The sequence below is a fragment of the Streptomyces sp. NPDC006208 genome, assembly GCF_040613775.1.
Classification (GTDB): domain Bacteria; phylum Actinomycetota; class Actinomycetes; order Streptomycetales; family Streptomycetaceae; genus Streptomyces.
In genome coordinates this window covers 40,914-62,953 of sequence record NZ_JBEXSW010000036.1, presented here as the reverse complement: position 1 = coordinate 62,953, position 22,040 = coordinate 40,914, and the positions used below count along the sequence as shown (strand labels likewise).

The 22,040-nt window shown below is 70.3% G+C and carries 22 protein-coding genes and 1 pseudogene; 7 read left to right on the top strand and 16 right to left on the bottom strand.

Features of this window, described 5'->3' with window-relative positions:
* Positions 1-67 precede the first annotated feature (67 nt).
* The 7 genes from ABZ208_RS26880 to ABZ208_RS26850 form a co-directional block, all read right to left on the bottom strand.
* On the bottom strand, positions 68-2,581 hold the full coding sequence (locus ABZ208_RS26880; RefSeq protein ID WP_356912029.1) for an NADH-quinone oxidoreductase subunit G: 2,514 nt from the start codon (positions 2,579-2,581) through the stop codon (positions 68-70).
* Positions 2,578-3,963 (bottom strand): NADH-quinone oxidoreductase subunit NuoF, encoded by a 1,386-nt coding sequence (gene nuoF, locus ABZ208_RS26875; protein ID WP_328397779.1) that lies wholly within the window; start codon positions 3,961-3,963, stop codon positions 2,578-2,580. The genes ABZ208_RS26880 and nuoF overlap by 4 nt, the downstream gene beginning before the upstream one ends.
* Positions 3,963-4,805 carry an NADH-quinone oxidoreductase subunit NuoE gene (nuoE, locus tag ABZ208_RS26870; RefSeq protein WP_356912028.1) on the bottom strand — a complete coding sequence of 281 codons (843 nt, stop codon included), beginning with the start codon at positions 4,803-4,805 and terminating at the stop codon, positions 3,963-3,965. The genes nuoF and nuoE overlap by 1 nt, the downstream gene beginning before the upstream one ends.
* Positions 4,802-6,124, bottom strand: a complete 1,323-nt coding sequence (locus tag ABZ208_RS26865) for an NADH-quinone oxidoreductase subunit D (protein ID WP_356912027.1) — start codon at positions 6,122-6,124, stop codon at positions 4,802-4,804. Before ABZ208_RS26865 ends, nuoE begins: the two co-directional genes overlap by 4 nt.
* A complete protein-coding gene (locus ABZ208_RS26860; protein WP_356912026.1) occupies positions 6,121-6,849 on the bottom strand; it encodes an NADH-quinone oxidoreductase subunit C in 729 nt (242 codons plus the stop codon). The genes ABZ208_RS26865 and ABZ208_RS26860 overlap by 4 nt, the downstream gene beginning before the upstream one ends.
* 121 nt (positions 6,850-6,970) lie before the next feature.
* On the bottom strand, positions 6,971-7,525 hold the full coding sequence (locus ABZ208_RS26855; RefSeq protein ID WP_328397787.1) for an NADH-quinone oxidoreductase subunit B family protein: 555 nt from the start codon (positions 7,523-7,525) through the stop codon (positions 6,971-6,973).
* A 17-nt stretch (positions 7,526-7,542) separates the two neighbouring features.
* Entirely contained in the window at positions 7,543-7,902 is a 360-nt protein-coding gene (locus tag ABZ208_RS26850) for an NADH-quinone oxidoreductase subunit A (protein WP_003992243.1), read from the bottom strand.
* A gap of 705 nt (positions 7,903-8,607) precedes the next feature.
* Here ABZ208_RS26850 and ABZ208_RS26845 point away from each other — a divergent pair.
* On the top strand, positions 8,608-9,411 hold the full coding sequence (locus ABZ208_RS26845) for a C40 family peptidase (RefSeq protein ID WP_356912025.1): 804 nt from the start codon (positions 8,608-8,610) through the stop codon (positions 9,409-9,411).
* Between the two features lie 85 nt (positions 9,412-9,496).
* Positions 9,497-9,859 carry a DUF5984 family protein gene (locus ABZ208_RS26840; RefSeq protein ID WP_356912024.1) on the top strand — a complete coding sequence of 121 codons (363 nt, stop codon included), beginning with the start codon at positions 9,497-9,499 and terminating at the stop codon, positions 9,857-9,859.
* Positions 9,860-9,889: 30 nt separating this feature from the next.
* Here the strand turns inward: ABZ208_RS26840 and ABZ208_RS26835 are convergent, their stop codons facing one another.
* Positions 9,890-11,176 (bottom strand): geranylgeranyl reductase family protein, encoded by a 1,287-nt coding sequence (locus tag ABZ208_RS26835; RefSeq protein ID WP_356912023.1) that lies wholly within the window; start codon positions 11,174-11,176, stop codon positions 9,890-9,892.
* A gap of 103 nt (positions 11,177-11,279) precedes the next feature.
* Here ABZ208_RS26835 and ABZ208_RS26830 point away from each other — a divergent pair, with 103 nt between their 5' ends.
* Positions 11,280-11,801, top strand: coding sequence for a GNAT family N-acetyltransferase (locus tag ABZ208_RS26830; protein ID WP_356912022.1), 522 nt, complete (start codon positions 11,280-11,282; stop codon positions 11,799-11,801).
* Here the strand turns inward: ABZ208_RS26830 and ABZ208_RS26825 are convergent.
* The 4 genes and pseudogenes from ABZ208_RS26825 to ABZ208_RS26810 form a co-directional block, all read right to left on the bottom strand.
* The gene (locus ABZ208_RS26825) at positions 11,788-14,223 is read right to left on the bottom strand and encodes a hypothetical protein (protein ID WP_356912064.1); all 2,436 of its coding nucleotides are present in this window, start codon (positions 14,221-14,223) and stop codon (positions 11,788-11,790) included. The two genes, ABZ208_RS26830 and ABZ208_RS26825, sit on opposite strands and share 14 nt — an antisense overlap.
* A gap of 153 nt (positions 14,224-14,376) precedes the next feature.
* Positions 14,377-14,421 (bottom strand): annotated as a pseudogene (locus ABZ208_RS26820) (hypothetical protein); the annotation flags it as partial.
* Positions 14,422-14,542: 121 nt separating this feature from the next.
* Positions 14,543-15,454: a glutaminase gene (locus ABZ208_RS26815; protein ID WP_356912059.1), complete on the bottom strand. Its 912-nt coding sequence runs from the start codon at positions 15,452-15,454 to the stop codon at positions 14,543-14,545.
* A gap of 34 nt (positions 15,455-15,488) precedes the next feature.
* Positions 15,489-16,184: a demethylmenaquinone methyltransferase gene (locus ABZ208_RS26810; protein ID WP_356912021.1), complete on the bottom strand. Its 696-nt coding sequence runs from the start codon at positions 16,182-16,184 to the stop codon at positions 15,489-15,491.
* A gap of 173 nt (positions 16,185-16,357) precedes the next feature.
* On the opposite strand from ABZ208_RS26810, the gene ABZ208_RS26805 reads away from it, so the two are divergent.
* Complete coding sequence (locus tag ABZ208_RS26805) at positions 16,358-16,603, top strand: hypothetical protein (protein WP_356912020.1); 246 nt, start codon at positions 16,358-16,360, stop codon at positions 16,601-16,603.
* 66 nt (positions 16,604-16,669) lie between these two features.
* Here ABZ208_RS26805 and ABZ208_RS26800 read toward each other — a convergent pair whose 3' ends face one another.
* The gene (locus ABZ208_RS26800; protein WP_356912019.1) at positions 16,670-17,161 is read right to left on the bottom strand and encodes a hypothetical protein; all 492 of its coding nucleotides are present in this window, start codon (positions 17,159-17,161) and stop codon (positions 16,670-16,672) included.
* 162 nt (positions 17,162-17,323) lie between these two features.
* Between ABZ208_RS26800 and ABZ208_RS26795 the strand changes: the two genes are divergently transcribed.
* The 3 genes from ABZ208_RS26795 to ABZ208_RS26785 all read left to right on the top strand — a co-directional run bounded on the left by ABZ208_RS26795 (position 17,324) and on the right by ABZ208_RS26785 (position 19,233).
* Positions 17,324-17,743: a peptidase inhibitor family I36 protein gene (locus tag ABZ208_RS26795; RefSeq protein ID WP_356912018.1), complete on the top strand. Its 420-nt coding sequence runs from the start codon at positions 17,324-17,326 to the stop codon at positions 17,741-17,743.
* A 7-nt stretch (positions 17,744-17,750) separates the two neighbouring features.
* Positions 17,751-18,710 (top strand): hypothetical protein, encoded by a 960-nt coding sequence (locus tag ABZ208_RS26790; RefSeq protein ID WP_356912017.1) that lies wholly within the window; start codon positions 17,751-17,753, stop codon positions 18,708-18,710.
* A 178-nt stretch (positions 18,711-18,888) separates the two neighbouring features.
* A complete protein-coding gene (locus ABZ208_RS26785; protein ID WP_356912016.1) occupies positions 18,889-19,233 on the top strand; it encodes a LuxR C-terminal-related transcriptional regulator in 345 nt (114 codons plus the stop codon).
* Here ABZ208_RS26785 and ABZ208_RS26780 read toward each other — a convergent pair.
* Genes ABZ208_RS26780 through ABZ208_RS26770 form a run of 3 tightly spaced genes read right to left on the bottom strand, consistent with a single transcriptional unit; the run spans position 19,163 to position 22,004 of the window.
* On the bottom strand, positions 19,163-19,813 hold the full coding sequence (locus tag ABZ208_RS26780; RefSeq protein WP_356912015.1) for a hypothetical protein: 651 nt from the start codon (positions 19,811-19,813) through the stop codon (positions 19,163-19,165). The two genes, ABZ208_RS26785 and ABZ208_RS26780, sit on opposite strands and share 71 nt — an antisense overlap.
* Positions 19,810-20,535, bottom strand: a complete 726-nt coding sequence (locus ABZ208_RS26775) for a hypothetical protein (RefSeq protein ID WP_356912014.1) — start codon at positions 20,533-20,535, stop codon at positions 19,810-19,812. Before ABZ208_RS26775 ends, ABZ208_RS26780 begins: the two co-directional genes overlap by 4 nt.
* Positions 20,532-22,004 (bottom strand): hypothetical protein, encoded by a 1,473-nt coding sequence (locus tag ABZ208_RS26770; RefSeq protein ID WP_356912013.1) that lies wholly within the window; start codon positions 22,002-22,004, stop codon positions 20,532-20,534. Before ABZ208_RS26770 ends, ABZ208_RS26775 begins: the two co-directional genes overlap by 4 nt.
* Positions 22,005-22,040 lie beyond the last annotated feature (36 nt).

The following is a 22,040-nucleotide window of genomic DNA, read 5'->3' as shown; positions in this document are numbered from 1 at the left end:
GGGAGCCCGCTCGGCGAGGTGGTTCCACGCCTGGGCACGGGCCCCGGTCGACGGGAGACTCGGACGGTCACGACGCCACCTCCGGTTCCGCCTCGACGGCCTCCAACTCCGCGGCCGGACCGATACGGACCAGCCGGCCCGGCGTCGCCCCGGTGTCGGCGGCCACGCCGCCACCGGTGGAGTTCAGCGGCAGCCACACCACCTGATCGGGCATCTCGCTCACCTGGAGCGGCAGCCGGACCACGCCGGCCGGACCCGAAACCTCCAACACGTCGCCGTCCTTGACGCCCGTGGCGGCCGCGGTGCTCGCGGACAGCCGGGCCACGGCGGCGTGCCGGGTGCCGGCCAGCGCCTCGTCGCCCTGCTGCAGCAGACCCAGGTCGAGCAGCATCCGGTGACCGGCGAGCACCGCCTCCCCCTCGCCCGGGCGGGGCAGAGGTCGGGCGGACTCCATCGGATCGGTGGCCCGCGGGCCGTCCCACTGGCCGAGCCGGTCCATCTCCGCTCGCACGGCCTTGAGGTCCGGCAGCCCGAAGGCGACATCGAGCGCGTCGGCGAGCATGTGCAGCACCCGCGCGTCCGCCGGCGCGAGGCGCCGTGTCATCTGCTCGGGCTTGAGCGCCGCCTCGAACAGTCGTGCCCTGCCTTCCCAGTTGAGGAAGGTGCCCGGCTTCTCGGCGACGGCCGCCACCGGGAAGACGACGTCCGCCCGCTCGGTGACCTCGCTCGGCCGCAGCTCCAGCGAGACCAGGAAGCCCACCGCGTCGAGCGCCTCACGGGCGCGCGCCGGGTCGGGCAGATCGGCGATCTCGACGCCGGCGACCAGCAGCGCCGCCAGCTCGCCGGTGGCCGCGGCCTCGACGATCTGGCCGGTGTCGCGGCCGTAGCGGTGCGGGAGTTCGCGTACGCGCCAGGCCTCTGCGGTCTCCTCGCGGGCCCGCGGGTCGGTGGCCGGGCGGCCACCGGGCAGCAGCGACGGCAGCGCGCCTGCCTCGACGGCCCCGCGCTCACCGGCCCGCCGCGGGATCCACACCAGTTGGGCGCCGGTGGCGCTCGCGATACGTACGGCGGCGGTGAGTCCGCCGGGAACGGCCGCGAGCCGCTCGCCGACCACGATCACCGCGCCGTCGCCGCGCAGCGCCTCGGCCGCCCTGGCGCCGTCCTCGTCGAGTCCGACACCGGAGGCGAGCGCGTCCAGCCACTCGGTCTCGGTGCCGGGGGCCGCGGGCAGCAGCGTGCCACCGGCCTTGAGCAGACCGCGCGTTGCGTGCGTGGCGAGCGAGAAGGTGCGCTGGCCGTGCTTGCGGTGCGCCTTGCGCAGCCGCAGGAAGACGCCTGGAGCCTCCTCCTCGGACTCGAACCCGGCGAGCAGCACCGCCGGGGCCTTCTCCAGGACGCTGTACGTGACCCCGCCGCGGTCCAGGTCGCGGCCGTGGCCGGCGACCCTGGCGGCCAGGAAGTCGGCCTCCTCGCTGCTGTGCACGCGCGCGCGGAAGTCGATGTCGTTGGTGTCGAGGGCGACCCGCGCGAACTTGGCGTAGGCGTAGGAGTCCTCGACGGTCAGCCGGCCGCCGGTGAGCACTCCGGCCCGGCCGCGGGCGGCACCGAGCCCGCGGGCCGCCGCCTCGAGCGCCTCGGGCCAGCTCGCCGGCTCCAGCTCACCGGTCCCGGCGTTGCGCACGAGCGGAGTGGTCAGCCGGTCCGGCTTCTGCGCGTAGCGGAAGCCGAAACGGCCCTTGTCGCACAGCCACTCCTCGTTGACCTCCGGGTCCTCGGCCGCGAGGCGCCGCATGACCTTTCCGCGCCGGTGGTCGGTACGGGTCGCGCAGCCGCCGGCGCAGTGCTCGCACACGCTCGGCGAGGAGACCAGGTCGAAGGGGCGGGAGCGGAACCGGTACGCGGCCGAAGTCAGCGCGCCGACCGGGCAGATCTGGATGGTGTTCCCGGAGAAGTACGACTCGAACGGGTCGCCCTCGCCGGTGCCGACCTGCTGCAGCGCGCCCCGCTCGATCAGTTCGATCATCGGGTCGCCCGCCACCTGGTTGGAGAACCGGGTGCAGCGCGCGCACAGCACACACCGCTCCCGGTCCAGCAGCACCTGGGTGGAGATGTTGACCGGCTTCTCGTACGTCCGCTTCTTTCCCTCGAAGCGGGACTCGGCCTGGCCGTGTGAGACGGCCTGGTTCTGCAGCGGGCACTCACCGCCCTTGTCGCACACCGGGCAGTCCAGCGGATGGTTGATCAGCAGCAGCTCCATCACGCCCTTCTGCGCCTTCTCGGCGGCGGGCGAGGTGAGCTGCGACCTGACGACCATGCCGTCGGTGCAGGTGATGGTGCAGGACGCCATCGGCTTGCGCTGGCCCTCCACCTCGACGATGCACTGGCGGCAGGCGCCGGCCGGGTCGAGGAGGGGGTGGTCGCAGAACCGCGGGATCTCGATGCCGAGCTGCTCGGCGGCCCGGATGACCAGCGTCCCCTTGGGGACGGAGATCTCGATGCCGTCGATCGTGAGGGAGACCAGGTCCTCGGGCGGAACCGCGGCCTCGCCGCCCCCGGAGGGAGCGCTCGTGGTGACTGTCATGCGTTCACCTCCGTGGTGGTGGCGGGCCGGTCGGCCCACACCGTGGACTTCGCGGGGTCGAAGGGGCATCCCCGCCCCGTGATGTGCCGCTCGTACTCCTCACGGAAGTACTTGAGCGAGGAGAAGATCGGCGAGGCCGCGCCGTCGCCGAGTGCGCAGAAGGACTTGCCGTTGATGTTGTCGGCGATGTCGTTCAGCTTGTCGAGGTCGGACATGACGCCCTTGCCCGCCTCGATGTCGCGCAGCAACTGCACGAGCCAGTACGTGCCTTCGCGGCAGGGGGTGCACTTGCCGCAGGACTCGTGGGCGTAGAACTCGGTCCACCGGGTGACGGCCCGCACCACGCAGGTCGTCTCGTCGAAGCACTGCAGCGCCTTGGTGCCGAGCATCGAACCGGCCGCGCCCACGCCCTCGTAGTCCAGCGGGACATCGAGGTGCTCGTCGGTGAACATCGGGGTCGACGAGCCGCCCGGTGTCCAGAACTTCAGCCGGTGGCCGGGGCGCATCCCGCCGCTCATGTCGAGCAGCTGGCGCAGGGTGATGCCGAGCGGGGCCTCGTACTGGCCGGGGCCCGCGACATGACCGCTGAGCGAGTAGAGCGTGAAGCCCGGGGACTTCTCGCTGCCCATCGACTTGAACCAGTCCTTGCCCTTGTTGAGGATCGCGGGAACGGACGCGATGGACTCGACGTTGTTCACCACAGTGGGGCACGCGTACAGACCGGCGACCGCGGGGAAGGGGGGTCGCAGCCGGGGCTGGCCGCGGCGGCCTTCCAGGGAGTCCAGCAGCGCGGTCTCCTCACCGCAGATGTACGCGCCCGCGCCCGCGTGCACGGTGAGCTCGAGGTCGAGTCCGCTGCCCAGGATGTTCTTCCCGAGGTAGCCCGCCTCGTATGCCTCGCGCACGGCCTCGTGCAGCCGCCGCAGTACGGGGACGACCTCACCGCGCAGATAGATGAAGGCGTGGCTGGAGCGGATCGCGTAGCAGGCGATCACGATTCCCTCGATGAGGGAGTGCGGATTGGCGAACAGGAGGGGGATGTCCTTGCAGGTCCCCGGCTCCGACTCGTCGGCGTTGACGACGAGGTAGTGCGGTTTGCCGTCGCCCTGCGGAATGAACTGCCACTTCATTCCGGTGGGGAAGCCGGCGCCGCCGCGGCCGCGGAGGCCCGAGTCCTTGACGTAGGCGATCAGGTCGTCGGGCGTCATGCCGAGCGCCTTGCGCAGGCCCTTGTAGCCTTCGTGCCGCTCGTACGTCTGAAGGGTCCAGCTCTCCGGGGCGTCCCAGAAGGCGGAGAGGACCGGCGCGAGGAGCTTCTCCGGGCTGCTCTCTCCCCCGGCCTCGGGCTGGGAGGTGCCACCGTACTCGGTCGACAAGGTCATCACTCCCCCTCCTCTGCTGCGGGTCCGGCCGGGTGCTCCGGGTCGGACGCGGATGTCTGCTGCGGCGCGTCGTGGGAGCTGAGGTGCTCGGCCGGCGACGGATCGTGCGGCGGCGTCTCGTGCCGGACCTCGCTGCGCTGGGCGACGACCCGGGCGGCCGACAGCTCGCCCTTGGCCAGGCGCAGTCCGATCAGCGACGCGGGTCCCGCTCCGCCGGTCGACTCGACGGCGCCGGGGCGCTCGTCGGGGAAGCCGGCCAGGATGCGGGCGGTCTCCTTGTACGTGCACAGGGGCGCGCCGCGGGTGGGGGTGACCTGCTCACCGGCCCGCAGGTCGTCCACGAGCCGCTTGGCGGAATCGGGCGTCTGGTTGTCGAAGAACTCCCAGTTGACCATCACCACCGGCGCGAAGTCGCAGGCCGCGTTGCACTCGATGTGCTCGAGGGTGATCTTGCCGTCCTCGGTCGTCCCGTTGTTGCCGACGCCGAGGTGCTCCTTGAGCTCGTCGAAGATGGCGTCGCCGCCCATCACCGCGCACAGCGTGTTGGTGCAGACCCCCACCTGGTACTCGCCCGACGGCTTGCGCCGGTACATCGTGTAGAAGGTGACGACCGCGGTGACCTCGGCGGTGGTCAGGTCCAGCATCTCGGCGCAGAAGCGGATGCCCGTGCGCGAGACATAGCCCTCCTCGGACTGCACGAGATGCAGCAGCGGCAGCAGCGCGGACCGGCTGTCGGGGTAGCGGCCGATCACTTCCTTCGCGTCCGCCTCGAGCCTGGCGCGCACCTCTGCCGGGAAGTCGGGGGCAGGAAGCTGCGGCATGCCCAGCGATACGTCCGTCATCGGTCGACGCCTCCCATCACGGGGTCGATGGACGCGACCGCGACGATCACGTCGGCGACCTGGCCGCCTTCGCACATGGCCGCCATGGCCTGCAGATTGGTGAACGACGGGTCCCGGAAGTGGACCCGGTAGGGGCGGGTGCCGCCGTCGGAGACGACATGGACGCCCAGCTCGCCCTTGGGCGACTCGACCGCGGTGTACACCTGCCCGGCCGGGACCCGGAAGCCCTCGGTCACCAGCTTGAAGTGGTGGATCAGGGCCTCCATGGAGGTGCCCATGATCTTCTTGATGTGGTCGAGGGAGTTACCGAGGCCGTCGGGGCCCAGCGCGAGCTGGGCAGGCCAGGCGATCTTCTTGTCGGCGACCATCACCGGGCCCGGCGCGAGCCGGTCCAGGCACTGCTCGACGATCCGCAGCGACTGCCGCATCTCCTCCAGGCGGACCAGGAAGCGGCCGTACGCGTCGCAGGTGTCGGCGGTCGGGACGTCGAAGTCGTACGTCTCGTAGCCGCAGTACGGGTCGGTCTTGCGCAGATCGTGGGCGAGGCCCGCGGAGCGCAGGATCGGTCCGGTCGCGCCGAGCGCCATGCAGCCGGTGAGGTCGAGGTACCCGATGTCCTGCATGCGGGCCTTGAAGATCGGGTTGCCGGTGGCGAGCTTGTCGTACTCCGGCATGTTCTTCTTCATCGTCTTCACGAACTCGCGGAGCTGGTCGACAGCGCCCGGCGGCAGGTCCTGGGCGAGTCCGCCCGGCCTGATGAACGCGTGGTTCATCCGCAGACCGGTGATCAGCTCGTAGATGTCCAGGATCATCTCGCGGTCCCGGAATCCGTAGATCATGATCGTGGTGGCGCCCAGCTCCATACCGCCGGTGGCGATGCACACCAGGTGCGAGGAGAGCCGGTTGAGCTCCATCAGCAGGACCCGGATGATCGTCGCCCGGTCCGGGATCTGGTCCTCGATGCCGAGCAGCTTCTCCACGCCCAGGCAGTACGCCGCCTCGTTGAAGAACGGCGTCAGGTAGTCCATGCGCGTGACGAACGTGGTGCCCTGGGTCCAGGTCCGGTACTCGAGGTTCTTCTCGATGCCGGTGTGCAGATAGCCGATGCCGCAGCGGGCCTCGGTGACCGTCTCACCGTCGATCTCCAGGATCAGGCGGAGCACTCCGTGGGTGGAGGGGTGCTGCGGACCCATGTTGACGACGATCCGCTCGTCGTCGGCCTTGGCCGCGGACTGGACGATCTCGTCCCAGTCGCCACCGGTGACCGTATATACGGTCCCCTCGGTGGTCTCGCGGGGCGATGCCGGTGATGTGCTCACGAGTACGACCTCCGCTGGTCCGGAGCCGGGATCTGGGCGCCCTTGTACTCGACGGCGATGCCGCCGAGGGGGTAGTCCTTGCGCTGCGGGAAGCCCTGCCAGTCGTCCGGCATCATGATCCGGGTGAGGGCGGGGTGGCCGTCGAAGACAAGGCCGAAGAAGTCGTACGTCTCGCGCTCGTGCCAGTCGTTGGTCGGATAGACCGACACCAGGGACGGGACGTGCGGGTCGCGGTCCGGGGCCGAGACCTCGAGCCGGATCAGCCGGCCGTGCGTGAGCGAGCGCAGATGGTAGACGGCGTGCAGCTCGCGGCCCTTGTCCTGCAGGTAGTGGACACCGCTGACGCCGGTGCAGAGCTCGAAGCGGAGCGCCGGATCGTCGCGCAGGGTCCGCGCGACCTGCAGCAGGTGCTCGCGCTCGATGTGGAAGGTGAGCTCGCCGCGGTCGACGACGGTCTTCTCGATCGCGTTCTCGGGAACGAGGCCCTGCTCTTCCAGGGCACCCTCGAGTTCGTCGGCGACCTCGTCGAACCAACCGCCGTAGGGGCGGCTCGCGGGGCCCGGCAGGCGTACGGAGCGCACGAGCCCGCCGTAGCCGGACGTATCCCCTCCGTTGCCGGCACCGAACATGCCGCGCTGGACGCGGATCTCCTCACCGTGCTCGCCACGCTGCCCCGGGAGGTTCTGCTCGGAGAGCTCCTTCTCCGGATTCGGCTGGTCCGTCATCGCTGAATCCCCCTGTTCTCCCCCAGGGCTGGCGCCTGGGAGGCGCCCCCATCTCCGTCCGCGCGGCTCAGAGGTGCGGCTTTCGTCATCGTCTGCGGCCCGGCGGCCACCCGTGCGTCGCTCACCGAAGCAGCCCCTTCATCTCGATCGTCGGGAGCGCCTTGAGAGCCGCTTCCTCCGCCTCGCGGGCCGCTTCCTCCGCGTTCACACCGAGCTTGGAGTTCTGGATCTTCTGGTGGAGCTTGAGAATCGCGTCCATCAGCATCTCCGGGCGCGGCGGGCAGCCGGGCAAATAGATGTCGACGGGCACAATGTGATCAACACCCTGCACAATCGCGTAATTGTTGAACATTCCACCCGAAGATGCGCAAACGCCCATGGAGATCACCCACTTGGGATTGGGCATCTGGTCGTAGACCTGGCGCAGGACGGGCGCCATCTTCTGGCTCACCCGGCCGGCCACGATCATCAGGTCGGCCTGGCGCGGCGAGCCGCGGAAGACCTCCATACCGAAGCGGGCCAGGTCGTACCGTCCGGCGCCGGTCGTCATCATCTCGATGGCGCAGCAGGCGAGGCCGAAGGTGGCCGGGAAGACGGATGACTTGCGCACCCAGCCCGAGGCCTGTTCGACGGTGGTCAGCAGGAAGCCGCTCGGCAGCTTCTCTTCGATTCCCATTGGTGCCCCTCAGCCCCTCAGTCCCATTCCAGGCCGCCGCGCCGCCATACATACGCGTAGGCGACGAAGACGGTGAGCACGAAGAGCAGCATCTCCACGAGCCCGAAGATCCCCAGGGCGTCGAAGGTGACGGCCCAGGGATAGAGGAAGACGATCTCGATGTCGAAGACGATGAAGAGCATCGCCGTCAGGTAGTACTTGATGGGGAAGCGGCCACCTCCGGCCGGCGTAGGGGTGGGCTCGATGCCGCACTCGTACGCTTCAAGTTTCGCCCTGTTGTACCGCTTTGGGCCGATAAGCGTGGCCATGACCACGGAGAAGATCGCAAACCCTGCCCCGAGGGCGCCGAGCACAAGGATGGGCGCGTAAGCATTCACCCTCCCCGCTCCTTCCAGTCGTCCTTGACCGTTGGACCGCACCGGGCATTCGCCTCGCCGCCCCGCGAAGATCGCTCCTATGTGAGGCAGTTCACAAGCCCGACTGCTCCGCATCCTATGCCTGCCGGTCTGTGATCTGCGACACGGGGTCAGGCATCTCGTTTGTGATCTCCACCACCACACGAACGATCATGAAGTCGGATGAGCGGTGATCTACATACGCGAAGCGCCCGGGCGGTCACCAGATGTGACATCTGGAGGTGTTACCGCTGGTCGGAGGGGTTGTTCACTATCAAGGAGCGGCACGCTCAGGCAAATTGGCGATGGACCGCATCGGGTGATAGTGGACGCCTGTTCACTCGACAGTGGGACGCCGTGGACGGGGGTGGACAGAGGGATGGCGCGTGCACACGTTCACGAAGTCCTCGCACCCCCCGCACGTTGACCATTCTGTGACCTGCGTCACCCGTTACCGGATCGCGATAAAAGCGGGCTTGGCCAACGGTGCGAAGCGGTGGTAGGTGCGGGGCAATCCGGACCTTTTATTTAAAGCACATGATCACGGCCCTGATCGCGCGTGCCGGTTTTGTCCGTTACGGCGTCAATAAGGGCCGCTGGAGGGCGGATTCAGAGGTTCCGGCCGTAACTGTGGCGCAACACACGTTTCTTGAAGGGAACCGCCAACCCCTGATAGCGGTTGTCCTCATGTCCCGTACCGCTCACATACCCAGCCACCGGAAACCCCGCCGGAGCGCCTCGACGATGGCGATCCGCGCCGGAGTTGCCGGTGGCTTCCTCGGCACCATCGCGGTGGCCGGTGCTGCCGGGCCGGCGAACGCCGACCCGGTGACCGAGACCATCGAGATCCCCGTTCTCACCTCCGAGATCTCCGCCGCGGTGGAGAAGTCCGCGGAGGCCACGCAGCAGGTCGCGCTCGACCTCCAGCTGCAGGCCCACGAGGACGCCGCCGCGGCCAAGGCCGCGAAGGCCGCCAAGAAGGCCAAGGCCGAGGCGGACCGCAAGGCGGAGGCCAAGGAGAAGGCAGAGGCCAAGGCGCGCGCGGCAGCAGCGGCGAAGGAGCGTGCCTCCCGCACCGCGGAGCGCACGACGCTCTCCGCGCCGAGCTCCGGCAGTTCCGCCTCCGCGCCCGCGAGCGGCTCGGCAGCCACCGTCGTGGCCTTCCTCAAGGCGCAGCTCGGCGACGCGTACATCATGGGCGCCACCGGCCCGAACGCCTGGGACTGCTCCTCCCTGGTCCAGGCCGCGTTCCGCACCGTCGGTGTCGACCTGCCGCGCGTCTCGCAGGACCAGTCGGTCGCGGGCACCCAGGTGGGCACCTCCAACCTTCAGGTCGGCGACATCCTGTACTGGGGCAGCGCGGGTTCCGCGTACCACACGGGTGTCTACATCGGTAACGGCCAGTACCTGGACGCCGCGAACCCGGGCAAGGGTGTCGTGATCCAGGACCTCTCCGGCTACCCGGCGACGGGCGCGGTCCGGGTCCTCTGACACCACCCTGCACATCTGTGCCGAAGGCCGTCGCTCCCCGAGGGGAGCGACGGCCTTTCGCGCATCCGCCTGCCACACTGCCCTGGTGATCCGTTTCCGGTTCGACCTGCACCCGGTCGCCGGCATCCGGGCGTGGGGCGGCGATGACCCTTCCCTGCACCGGTTCGCGCTGACGGAGGGTGGTACTGGATCGCGGCGGGCGGTCACGAGCTGCTGCGACCGCGCTCTGCTCGCCGCGATGGACGAACACATCACCGCACTGGAGGCCGCGGGCCCGCCTCCCGGTGTCGACCTGGACCTGCGGCATCTCCGCCGTGACCAGCGAGAGCGAGCGGGGAGGCTGCGGCAGGCACGGGCGCGCGAGTGCGACACGGACCGGGACGTGATCAGGGCCGGAGCCCGTGAACTCCTCGCCTCCGGGGCCGGCCCCGCGCCCGGATCCTCGTGACTCGAGGCCCCGGGCGACGTGGGCCGGCCATCACGCCTTCGGAGCCACCTTCGACAGGCCGTTGATGATGCGGTCCATCGCGTCGCCGCCCGTCGGGTCCGTCAGATTGGCCAGCATCTTCAGCGTGAACTTCATCAGCGTCGGGTGCGTCAGACCGCGCTGCGTCGCGATCTTCATGACCTTCGGGCTGCCGATGATCTTCACGAAGGCACGGCCGAGCGTGTAGTAGCCGCCGTACGTGTCCTTGAGGATCTTCGGGTAGCGGTGCAGGGCCAGTTCGCGCTGGGCGTCCGTCGCGCGGGCGTGCGCCTGGACGATGACGTCCGCGACGATCTGGCCGGACTCCATCGCGTACGCGATGCCCTCGCCGTTGAACGGGTTGACCAGGCCGCCCGCGTCACCGACCAGAAGCAGGCCCCGGGTGTAGTGGGGCTGCCGGTTGAACGCCATCGGAAGGGCGGCGCCGCGGATCGGGCCGGTCATGTTCTCCGGCGTGTACCCCCAGTCCTCGGGCATCGAGGCGCACCAGGCCTTGAGGATCTCGCGCCAGTCCAGCTCCTTGAAGGACGAGGAGGTGTTCAGCACGCCGAGGCCGACGTTCGACGTGCCGTCGCCCATGCCGAAGACCCAGCCGTAGCCCGGCAGCAGCCGGTCCTCGCCCGGACCGCGGCGGTCCCACAGCTCCAGCCAGGACTCCAGGTAGTCGTCGTCGTGGCGGGGAGAGGTGAAATAGGTGCGGACGGCGACGCCCATGGGGCGGTCCTCGCGGCGGTGCAGGCCCATCGCCAGTGAGATGCGCGAGGAGTTGCCGTCGGCCGCGACGACCAGTGGGGCGTGGAAGGTGACCGGGGTCTTGTCCTCGCCGAGCTTCGCCTCGACACCCGTGATGTGCCCGGTGCGGTCGTCGATGACCGGCGCGCCGACGTTGCAGCGCTCGTACAGCCGCGCACCCGCCTTCTGTGCCTGCCGGGCCAGCTGCTCATCGAAGTCGTCCCGCTTGCGGACCAGTCCGTAGTCCGGGTACGAGGCGAGATCCGGCCAGTCCAGCTGGAGCCGGACCCCGCCGCCGATGATCCGCAGACCCTTGTTGCGGAGCCAGCCGGCCTCTTCCGAGATGTCGATGCCCATGGCGACGAGCTGCTTGGTGGCGCGCGGGGTGAGCCCGTCGCCGCAGACCTTCTCGCGCGGGAACGCGGTCTTCTCGAGGAGCAGGACGTCGAGGCCTGCCTTGGCCAGGTAGTACGCGGTCGTGGAGCCGGCCGGGCCTGCCCCGACGACGATCACATCGGCAGTGTGCTCGGAGAGGGCTTCGGTCACGGCGGGTTCTCCCGAGGATTCGATTCGATATTGCGTACCGAACGGCACAGGACGTGTGCAGTCTATGGGGGCGTACTGATCAGCCGACTGAAGGGCTCCGTCTATGAGCAGCAGGCCGCTCCCCGTCGTACAGCTGCGTGTGCCCACCGATGAGGACGCCCTGGCGTGGCACCGGGTCTTCGACGACCCCGACGTCATGGAGTTCCATGGCGGCGCCACGGCGGAACTGTCCGTGTACGAGGAGCTGACGGCGCGCCAGCGGCGGCACGACGCGGAGCGCGGTTTCTGCCTGTGGACCCTGCTGGACGAGGACGGAGAGGTCGTCGGCTTCACCGGCGCGCAGCCATGGCCGCACGAGGGCTTCGGGCCGTACGGCGAGATCGAGATCGGCTGGCGGCTCGCCCGGGCGGCGTGGGGCAAGGGGTACGCGACGGCCGCCGCCCGCACCACGCTGGAGCGGGTACGGGCGGCGGGTGTGGAGCGGGTGTTCTCGATGATCGACGCTCGCAACGAGCGGTCCATCGCCGTGACCCGGCGGCTCGGCATGGAGGTCGTCGAGACCTTCGCGACGCCGGATTCCGGGCGGAAGGGGTACTGCTTCCGGCTGGACCTCAGTCGATCCTGAACGTCCTCAGGGCGGTGGAGAACACCACGTCCTTGTCGGCGTCCCAGCGGTCGGCGCGGCCGGCGGCGAGGATCGCGTACTCCGTGCCGTCCGGGGCGACGAACGCCTGGTCGATGACGTGCCGCTGGAGCACGCCCTCCTCCGGCTCAGGGACGTGGACGAACTCCCAGAGCGCCCCCGGCCGGTCCTGATAGGTGTTCTCGGTCAGCTGCTTGCGCTCGTACCGGGTCTCCGGGGTCTCCAGGTGCTTCTTCTCCAGGCCCACGAAGTTCTCGTACGACGTCATGGGGGTGTCCTTGATGACGCCGATCTGGAGGTAGTCGCCGCCGGTCGGCGCCTCGTAGAAGACCTGGCTGCCGGCCTGCCGGCGCGTCCAGCCGTCCATCACCGCAACCGTGAAACCCGCCGGGTCCTGCTTGAGCACCATTCCGGCGGGCAGCGGGCCGTCGTCCGCCTGGGTCGCGGAAGGGGACGCAGATGCGGACGGGGACGGGGATACGGAGGCGGAAGCGGATCCGGAGGGGGAAGGCGAGGGGGACCGGGTCGCCCGGGCCTTGCTGTCGGCCTCCTGGGACGGCTGGGACACGGTGGTGTCGTCCTTCTTGTCCTGGAACAGCAGCAGACCGGCCGTGGCACCGCCGCCGACGACGAACGCTGCGACGAGGGTTGCCGTCCAGACGAGGACCTTCCGACGCCGGCCGCTGCCGGCCTCGGCGTCCGGGGCGGGGGCGACGTGCGCGGTGGCGGTCTGCGCGACGGCGACGGCGTACGGGTCGGGAGCCGCGTACGGCGTACCGGTCTGAGCCGCGACCTGGGGATGCGAGCCGTACGGCTGCGCCGTGGGACCGGGTTCGGCCGCCTGCCCGGCTGCACCCGGAACGAACCCGGCGGCTGACGCCGCCGCCGGGCCCGCGGGCGCGGGCGGCATCCCAGGTGCAGCCGGTCCGGTCGGCGTTCCAGCAGGTGCCGGGACGCCTGCCCCGGGCACCGCGGGCGACCCGGCCTGTGCCTCGGGCACGGCGGGAGCCGCGGCCGCCCCGGGCCCCGCAGGCGCCATGGGTACGGAGTCGGGAGCCACCGCCGGGGCCTGCGCTTCGACCGCGCCCGCAGGCGTGGGGAGCGTCCCCGGTGCAGCCGGTCCGGCCGGCGACGTGAACGGCGGCGTCGGCACTCCCGGCGGCCATACCTGGCCGGGGCCGTGTACCGGCGGAGCCGGGTGGCCGCCCGTCAGCCGCAGCGCGTACGGGCCCAGCAACGTCGCCCCGCCCACCCACAGCAGACCGAACAACAGCACGTCCGGGACGCTCGGCGCGAGCTCGGAGCTGCCGGGCGACCCGAAGTCCCGGACACCGCCCCCGAGTTCGACGGAGAGTCCGCCGAGGCCCGCGCCCAGCAGGATCAGCCCCAGAGCGAACGCCCCGGCCAGCACCTGCTCCCGCCGGTCGGCCGAGCGGCGGGCCGCCAGGACGCCGATGACCAGTGCACACACCGCGCCGAGGGCCAGCGCCCCGGCCACCGCGCCGCCGCCCCACACGTCGGAGATCTCGCCGAGTCCGAAGCTGCCGTGCCCCGCACCGGACCCGAGCACGCTGAAGTGCTGCCCGTCGATGGCGTAGTCGACGGGCGCGCCCCAGCTCAGGCCGAGCACCGCGAAGCCGATGTTGGGCAGGATCGGCAGGGCGATCAGCAGCGCCTGACCGTCGACGTCATCCGCATTGGCGTACAGGACGAACCCGGTCAGCGAACACAGCGCCAGCACCACACCGAGCGCGCGCACCGCCGTGCCCAGTGCGCGCACCGCCGACCGGACTCCCGGCCGCTGTGCCGTCCACGCGGCGAGCCGATCGCGCTGCAGCACACCCGCACTCACCACAAGGGAGATGCCGAGCGCACCGAGCGCGGCGAGCAACGGCGCCGAGGAGATCGCGACACCCTGGACCTCGGGCTGGGCGAACAGGCCGAGGACGAGTACCTCGCCGGTGACCAGCAGCGACATCCGTACGGCAGCCTCCAGGCCCTCGCCGCGTCCGCGCAGCATCCTGGCGCCCACGAGCAGTGCCGCCACGAACAGCACGGTCACCGTCATAGGCACCAGGGAGAACGACACCACGCCCTGGCCGATCGACTCCGTGCCGGAGCGGGAGTAGTCGGATCCGGAGTAGCCGCCGCCCGAGTAGCCGCCCGGGCCGTACGGCGAAGAACCCGCCGCCGCCAGCTCGATGCCTCCGCCGACGCCCTGCAGCAGCATCGCGAGGGCGATCCTCATCCGGTCGCTCCAGCCGACGACGATGTCGTCGTCCTGCCCGTACGTGGGCAGGGCGAGCACGGCCGCGAGCACGAGCAGCAGCCCGGCCGGCCAGATCGTCGCCTTGGCCGCGCTCAGCCAGTCACCGCGGAGGACCCGGCCGATGAACTCCCCCACCGGGGAAGGCTGCATCGGCCCCGGCGCATACGCGGGCGGTGCGGCATACGACGGGGCCGGCACGGACGGGACGGCAGGCGCGGACGGGGGAACCGGCGGTGGCGCCGCGGGCTCCGGCAGTCGCTCGCGACCGCACTTCATGCAGAAGCGTGCCTCGTCCGGGGACGGGTTGCCGCAGTGCGGGCAGTACGACGCCATAGGGGACTCCGAAGTGGCAGGTGGGGACAGCGAGATAAGGAAGCCGTAAACAACTGACTCATCTTCCCCGTCCACCGGTTCCCGTCAACTTGCCTTTCCGGCACGGGAGATGGGCTGCAGGTCAGAACACCGACAGACCGGTCAGCGTCGTGAAGCGGTCCAGCGCCGCCACCCCCGCCACCGAGTTGCCCCGTGCATCGAGGCCGGGGCTCCACACGCACAGGGTGCAGCGCCCCGGCACCACCGCCACGATGCCGCCGCCCACGCCGCTCTTGCCCGGCAGCCCGACCCGGTAGGCGAAGTCGCCGGCCGCGTCGTACGTACCGCAGGTGAGCATCACGGCGTTGATCTGCTTGGCCTCACTGCGGGTCAGCAGCCGGGAGCCGTCGGCGCGCAGCCCGTGCCGGGCCAGGAACCGGGCCGCGAGCGTCAGGTCCGCACAGCTCATCTCGATCGAGCACTGCCAGAAGTAGTGGTCGAGGAGGGTGGGCACCGGGTTGGCGATGTTGCTGTACGAGGCCATGAAGTGGGCCAGGGCGGCGTTGCGGTCGCCGTAGGCGGACTCGGACTCGGCGACCTTCGGGTCGAACGCCAGGTCGGGGTTGCCGCTCTCCTGCCGCAGGAAGTCGAGGAGCTCGCTGCTCGCGTCGCCGGTCAGGCTCTGCAGGGCGTCCGTGACGACGAGTGCGCCCGCATTGATGAACGGGTTGCGCGGGATGCCGTTCTCGTACTCCAGCTGCACCAGGGAGTTGAACGGGTTGCCCGAGGGTTCGCGGCCGACGCGCTCCCAGAGACTGTCGCCGCCGCTGGCGAGAGCCAGGGCGAGGGTGAAGACCTTGGTGATCGACTGGGTGGAGAACGGGTGCCGCCAGTCACCGACCCCGTACACCGTTCCGTTCAGATCCGCGACGGCCATACCGAAGCGGCGGGGGTCGACGGCGGCGAGCGCGGGGATGTACTCCGCGGGCGTCCCGCTGCCGACCAGCGATGCCACGTCGGCGGCGATCTGCTCCAGGAGTGCCTGGTAGTCCACGGCGAGTGCCGCCGAGCTCTCCACCGCGGTCTGCCTAGAGGGGCTTGGTGCCGCGGTGCAGCGCGACCACGCCGCCGGTCAGATTGCGCCAGGCGACCTGGGCCCAGCCCGCCTTCTGCAGCAGCCCGGCGAGTTCCGCCTGCTCGGGCCACGACTGGATGGACTCGGCGAGATAGACGTACGCGTCCGGGTTGGACGACACGGCCCGAGCCACCGGCGGCAGGGCCCGCATCAGGTACTCCTCGTACACGACCCGGAACGGATTCCACGTCGGGTGCGAGAACTCGCAGATGACGACGCGCCCGCCCGGCTTGGTCACCCGGAACAGCTCGCGCAGCGCCGCGTCCGTGTCCTGCACATTGCGCAGCCCGAAGGAGATGGTCACGGCGTCGAAGACGTCGTCGCGGAACGGCAGCCTCGTCGCATCGCCCGCGGTGAGCGGCAGCCACGGGTTGCGCTTCTTGCCCTCACGCAGCATGCCGAGCGAAAAGTCGCACGGCACGACATATGCACCGGTCCTGGTGAACGGCAGTGACGAGGTACCGGTGCCGGCGGCCAGATCGAGGATCTTCTGCGCCGGGCGGGCGTCCACCGCCTTGGCGACCTCCTTGCGCCACCGCCGGTCCTGGCCGAGCGAGAGCACGTCGTTGGTGAGGTCGTAGTTCGCCGCCACGTCGTCGAACATCGAGGCGACTTCGTGCGGCTGCTTGTCCAGGGTTGCTCGGGTCACGCCCCCCATTGTGCAGCCCGGCCGGTCCCGGCAGCCGACCAGGGCCGGTCGGCGCGCGGAGCACGGCCCCGCTGCCGGATCCGCATGCAGGCTTCACCGCGCGCGGGCGCTCAGGACAGGGATGACGGCCACGATCCGATGACTGCCGCGATCAGCACGGTCAGAGGGGGCCGATGCCACCCGACAGCGAGCACGCCGTCGAGGCATTCGCCCGGTCGAGCCTGCGCAAGCCGTACCGGACGGCGTACCTGCTGTGCGGCAACGCCGATACGGCGCGCGATCTCACCCGGACCACCCTTGCCGGGCTGTGCCGGCACTGGCGCCGGGGCGCCGCCGCCGGCCCCGCACTCCTCGATCTCGTCCGGTACGCCGACGAGCAGCCGACGGAACAGGACGGCACACCGGTCAAGGGCGGCTGACGGCCGTACGGCACAGGGGGCGCGCGGACACGGCCACGGCGAGGCACCGGGGAGTCCTCGCGGTGGTCATCCGCCGGCCACCGGGCCGCCCTCGGTGTCGCGGGGGCCGACGCAGGTGTCGTGCGCGGCGATCAGCTTCGGGTCGTGGCTCTTCATGGCCTTGGTGAGCTCGGGGGTCATCTCGAGCTCACCGGTGGTCGGGTCGGGGTCCGGGTAGCCGGGGAAGCCGTTCTTCCGGATGCACTCGCTGGTCTTGCGGGCGGACGCCAGCGTCTCCTCGTCGACCTGCCGGTCCTCACCGGACAGCAGGTGCTTGCAGGCGTCCTGAGCCTTCAGCAGCTCTGGCTCCTTCATATTGTCCTTGTCCACCCGCAAGTGGCCCGCATCGGACCTCGTCAGAGCGATGCCGTTCTCTTCCAGGCACCGGTAGCGGGCCACGTCCTCCCTGCTCTGCGGCGGCGACTTCTCCGCGTCGGGTTCGCCCGGACCTCCACAGCCGGCGAGAGCGGTCAGCAGCAGGACAGCCGCGGCGCAGTGCCGCGGTGAGGCGAGAGGCATCAAGGTACTCCCGAGAGCAACTGAGGGAACTCCAGGCGAAGTTAAGACCTCGAACACAGGTGCGTCTACTGCCCCGGAGGACAGTAGACGCACCGCCCGGCGGCTTGTTTCACTGCTCTGCCGTTGACCGTCGAGCAACAAACCGACGCAAGGATGTGGAGCATGAGCAAGCCGTCGCTCGGACGCCGTCTGACCACCCTCGCCGCAGCGTTCTCGGCGGCCGGCGGACTGGCCTTCGCCACGGGAGGCACGGCGCTGGCCGCCAACCAGGACGGAAGACTGGAGGCGAACGAGTTCGGCCTGTACTACTCGGCCGGCCGCGCGGGCTGCGTCCATGACTCGTTCACCGATGACAGGACGCTCGACAACAACGAGTTCAAGGGAAGCTGCACCGGTACCGGCGACGAAGTCGAGGACAACACCGAGTCGTACTGGAACCGCTCCCTGCTCCAGTGGTGCGTGTACACGAACACCGACTGGGGCGGCTCGTACGGCGCGCTCCCCGCAGGTCACATCGGCAATGCCTCCAGCACGTTCAAGAACAAGATCTCGTCCCATCACTGGGGCCGGTGCGGCAGCTGATCCGCCGATGCCCGTGTCCGCCCTCCGCCGTCTCGCCCCCGCCGTGCTCATGCTGCTCGCCGTACCGCTCGGCGGCTGCGGCGCCGGGGGCGGGGACGGCGGCACGCACGGCGAGCCGGTCGTGACCTCGACGCCCGCCGTGCTGCGCACTCAGGACCTCCGTTTCCCGCTGAGCGCCTACGACCGCAGCGAGGCCGACCAGGAGCAGCTCGGCCAGGCCCAGCAGATGCTGATCAGCCGCTGCATGGCGCGCTACGGCTTCACCTTCCGCGCACCGTCCGGCCTCGGCGGCGCACCGCACGGCCAGGCAGGAGCCCGCCGCTACGGGGTCTCGGACGCACAGACCGCCGCACGCTACGGCTATGCACCGCCGCCCCGCCCCGGGGCCGCCAGGCGACCGCCGTCGCAGCCGGAGCTGAGCGAGAGCGGCATGCTGGCCCTGCACGGGGCGGCGGACCTGCGGCCCGAGGACGTACCCAAGAGCCAGCAGGAGGCCGAACGCCGCCCCGGCGACGTCAAGGTCAACGGCAGGGCGATCCCGATCGGCGGCTGTCTGCGCGAGTCGTATCTCAAGCTGTACGCCCCGAGACCGGACAGCGTCGATCTGCTCTTCGTCTTCGAGCTCACCGCCGAGGCCGAGACGCGGTCCCGTGAGGATTCGCGGGTCCGGGCCGCATTCGGCACATGGGCGGCGTGCATGAAGGAGAGCGGATTCTCGGTGAGCAATCCGGCCGCCGTTCCGGAACAACTCGGGTTCGACGAGGCGGAATTGTCGAGTCCGCGGGCTGTCACCGCGGCAAAGGCCGATGTCGCCTGCAAGCAGCGAGTGAATCTTGTCGGCGTGACATACGCGGTGGAATCGGCGTACCAGCGTGAGCTCATCGACGAGCACGCGGAGGCACTCGAACTCATCAGGAAACAGGGTGAGGAACGGCTCCGACTCGCCGCGTCGCTCGTCGGCGAATAGGCCGCACAGGCAAAGGGACCGCACACGAAAAGGGAAAACGGGCGAAGGGAAAACGGGCGGACAGCCCAACAGCCGGAATACGCCGTCCCGTTGTTTGCCCGAAAACCGTCCAGCCCATACGTCACGGTGATCGTAGGATTACGCGGCGCGACTGATCCAATCCAGGGCTGGGGGGCGGATGCCGGATACGCACACATGGACCGCGTACATTGCGGGACGGGACGACGCGCACGCTTTACGGAGCGCGGCCGAGCGGATCGCCGACTTCACCGGCCAGGAAGTCATGCTGTTCGCCCGGCTGCACACCGCTCCGTCGAACGAGGAACTCGCGGCATCACTGCACATCTCCGTGCGCACCGTGAAGTTCCATGTCGCCAACATGCGCAGGAAGCTGGGAGACGTGTCCCGGCTCCAGTTGTGCCTGCTGGCGGCGCTGCGGGACCTGGACGCCGCTACGCGCGGAACCCGGACCCCTTGCGCAGGCGGTACAGGGCCAGGCCGCCGAACACGACGACGATCGTGACGACGATGCCGAGCGCGGTCCGGCCGGACATCGTGTTCTTGCGGTCGTCCTCGTCCTCGTCGTCGGTCGAGCCGTTCTCCTCGTCGTACTGCTCCTCGGCCGTCCCCGAGACGACCGCGTCCACGAAGCGCGGCAGCGAGACGTCGAGCGGCTCGTCGTACTCGCCCAGCAGTTCGGCGGTGGCCGCATCGCGGTCGACGCCGTACTCCTGGGAGACCGGCTGGTCACCGTCCTCGCTCGCCGCGACATAGACGCCGTCGCGACGCAGCCGGTCGTGGACGAAGGACAGCAGGATCTCGGGATCGCCTTCGTACGGGTCCCGCGAGTCGTAGTTGCTGCGGGCGACGACGACGAAGACCGGCACCTTGGAATCACGGATCTGCCGGCGCATGCGCTGCTGCACCGACGCGGCGAGCTGCCCCGCACTCTCCGCGTCGACGTAGACGGGGTCCTCGGCGAGCCGCTCGGCGATCACCCGGGCCCGATCGGGCTGATCGGCGGCAGCTGCGGGTGCCGCGCCCGCCAGGGCGGCGAGCAGCGCCGGCGGCACCAGCGCAGAGAGACGGCGTACGGCGGTCATCGGACTCCCTCCAGCCGGGCGTCGAGCTCGGCCATGGCCCGCCGGGCCTTACGGGTGGGCTGGGGTCGGCGGCGTACGAGCCGGACCACCAGCAGCACCAGCGGCCTCAGCACATACGCACCGACAAGCGCGCCCGGGATCAGCACGGCCGAGATCCTGGCCCAGTCGCCGAGGGACAGCCGGTCGTCGGGGTGCTCGCTCGCGCTCTCGTCGGTGTCGTCGTCGGTGGCCGGCTCGTTCCAGGTGGTCGGGCCGCTCAGCTTGCCGGGCGGGGCATCTGCGAGCCGGTCGGCGGCCCGCGCGTAGTCGAGCGTGAGATCGCGGATCGCGGCGCTGGTGGCCTCGCACTGCTGCGGGATCTCCGGAGGGTCCTTCTTGGGCAGCGTCTGGGTGTTGACGCCGAAGCAGCCTTGGTCGGTGACCAGGATGTACGCGCCGTCCCGGCCCGTCTGCTCGGCGAGCAGGCGGTTGCGGGGTGCGTTGATGTAGCCCTGGGGCACGCCGGGCAGCACCGCGAGGAACACCGGGGCCTCGAGTTTCCTCAGCCCGTCCTCGACCTTCGTCCGGTCCTCGGGCGTGAGGAGGTAGCCGAGATCGGGATCGACATGCACGGGCCGTTCGCGCAGCGCGGCGGCAGCCCGCTCGACGGGGTCGTAGGGGGCGGACGCGCCGACGCCGAGCAGTGCGGCGGCGGCCAGCACAAGCCCTGCCGTCCTTCTCATGAGCGGGCCTCCCCTTGGTGGTCGGTGCCCGGTGCGGCGGTAGGGGCGGTGCCCTGATCCCGGGCGTCGTCCGGCTCCACGTCCGGCTCGTCGTCGTCGAACTCCTCGGCCCACCTCCCCAGGAACTCGATCAGGTCCTCCGGAGGCCAGTCGGGCGATGTGGCTCCGTACCCGGTCACCGACCACATGGCGTTCGTGTGCTCGGCCCCGTAGTACGGCACCATCCCCTCCTCCGTCGCCACCAGCAGCGGATCGGGTCCGTGCTCGGCGCACGCGGGGCAGACGGCGATCTCCGTGACCTCGCCGTCGTCGCGGGTCCACGGGGTGCGGGCGATCCCGCGCTCGTGCAACGGGTTGTGGTAGCAGGGCGGTTCGACGGTCAGCGGCACCCCGTCGCGCTGGGCGGCCAGGGCCAGCATGCCGGTCCTGCTGACCTCGATCGCGGCAAGAAGGTCGGGCAGATCGATGCCCTGCACCAGCGCCAGCCGCTCCTCCCAGAAGGCCAGGCCCTTCTCGGCGACGATCTCCGGGTCGGGTTCGAGCGTCGGCGGCAGTGAGGAGATGACCAGGTCGTCGGCGAGGTCCCAGGCCTTGTCGGCGAGCGAGGCCACCATCTTCAGCCCGGCCGACTCCGCCGTCACCACCGCATCCCTCAGGGCGTCCGTGCGACGCTTCGCCAGGTCGTAAAGCGTGTCGTACGAGTGGTCCGGAAGAGCCGGGGCGGAACTCCAGTCGACATCGGGCAGCGGCTGCGGCGTGCGCCTGCGCCTCGGCCACAGCGGCACATCCGTGAAGCGGTGCAGCAGCATGAGAGCGGCCACTGCGGCCGCACCGGCCGACCCGACCCACAAAGCTGCCTTCTCCGCCCGGTACTCGGGGCCCCGGTGGGCCCGCTCCTCCGCGATCTGATTCCTGTTGCGCGGCACTTGGCCGGTGCGCAGCCCGTCGAGCGCGACCACGGCGATGTCGGCGAGCGAGGCGCTCTCGTCGTCACTCCAGTCCTGGACCTTGCTCTCGATGTCCGAATCACGGCCACCGGACGCCAGGGCACCGTACTCGCGCAGGCGCGCATCGCCGTCCTCTGCGACATGGAGGTAGACGCCGTCCTTGCCGAGCCGGTCGTGCAGCAGCGCGAGATACGCGACGCCGAACTCTCCGCTGCCGTCTCCGTCCCACACCGGGCTGACGGATACGTAGACGGGCGTACCGCCGGCCTCCACCTTTCTGGCCGCCGCCCGGATGCGCTCGATGTCCTTCGGACCCAGCGCGCTCGGGTCGATGTGCGGGCTGATGTGGACGGAGTCCTTGCGCAGCGCCTCGGCGGCGATGTCGGCGCGTGTGGGCGGACGTTCGACGGCGTGCGCGGCACCGGCCGTTCCGGTGAGGCCGACGGCCGCGGCCGCCATCAGCAGACCGAGCGCAACACCCGCCACTCGTATCACGTACGCCACATCAGCCCCTCCCGTCATGTGGTCGTCCACCCTAGCGGTGGGCCTGTCGGCGAC

Coding starts and splice junctions, on each gene's coding strand:
- ABZ208_RS26880 (WP_356912029.1), bottom strand. CDS start 2,581: ATGACAGTCACCACGAGCGCTCCCTCCGGGGGCGGCGAGGCCGCGGTT.
- nuoF (WP_328397779.1), bottom strand. CDS start 3,963: ATGACCTTGTCGACCGAGTACGGTGGCACCTCCCAGCCCGAGGCCGGG.
- nuoE (WP_356912028.1), bottom strand. CDS start 4,805: ATGACGGACGTATCGCTGGGCATGCCGCAGCTTCCTGCCCCCGACTTC.
- ABZ208_RS26860 (WP_356912026.1), bottom strand. CDS start 6,849: ATGACGGACCAGCCGAATCCGGAGAAGGAGCTCTCCGAGCAGAACCTC.
- ABZ208_RS26855 (WP_328397787.1), bottom strand. CDS start 7,525: ATGGGAATCGAAGAGAAGCTGCCGAGCGGCTTCCTGCTGACCACCGTC.
- ABZ208_RS26845 (WP_356912025.1), top strand. CDS start 8,608: ATGTCCCGTACCGCTCACATACCCAGCCACCGGAAACCCCGCCGGAGC.
- ABZ208_RS26830 (WP_356912022.1), top strand. CDS start 11,280: ATGAGCAGCAGGCCGCTCCCCGTCGTACAGCTGCGTGTGCCCACCGAT.
- ABZ208_RS26805 (WP_356912020.1), top strand. CDS start 16,358: ATGCCACCCGACAGCGAGCACGCCGTCGAGGCATTCGCCCGGTCGAGC.
- ABZ208_RS26800 (WP_356912019.1), bottom strand. CDS start 17,161: ATGCCTCTCGCCTCACCGCGGCACTGCGCCGCGGCTGTCCTGCTGCTG.
- ABZ208_RS26795 (WP_356912018.1), top strand. CDS start 17,324: ATGAGCAAGCCGTCGCTCGGACGCCGTCTGACCACCCTCGCCGCAGCG.
- ABZ208_RS26790 (WP_356912017.1), top strand. CDS start 17,751: ATGCCCGTGTCCGCCCTCCGCCGTCTCGCCCCCGCCGTGCTCATGCTG.
- ABZ208_RS26785 (WP_356912016.1), top strand. CDS start 18,889: ATGCCGGATACGCACACATGGACCGCGTACATTGCGGGACGGGACGAC.
- ABZ208_RS26780 (WP_356912015.1), bottom strand. CDS start 19,813: ATGACCGCCGTACGCCGTCTCTCTGCGCTGGTGCCGCCGGCGCTGCTC.
- ABZ208_RS26775 (WP_356912014.1), bottom strand. CDS start 20,535: ATGAGAAGGACGGCAGGGCTTGTGCTGGCCGCCGCCGCACTGCTCGGC.
- ABZ208_RS26770 (WP_356912013.1), bottom strand. CDS start 22,004: ATGACGGGAGGGGCTGATGTGGCGTACGTGATACGAGTGGCGGGTGTT.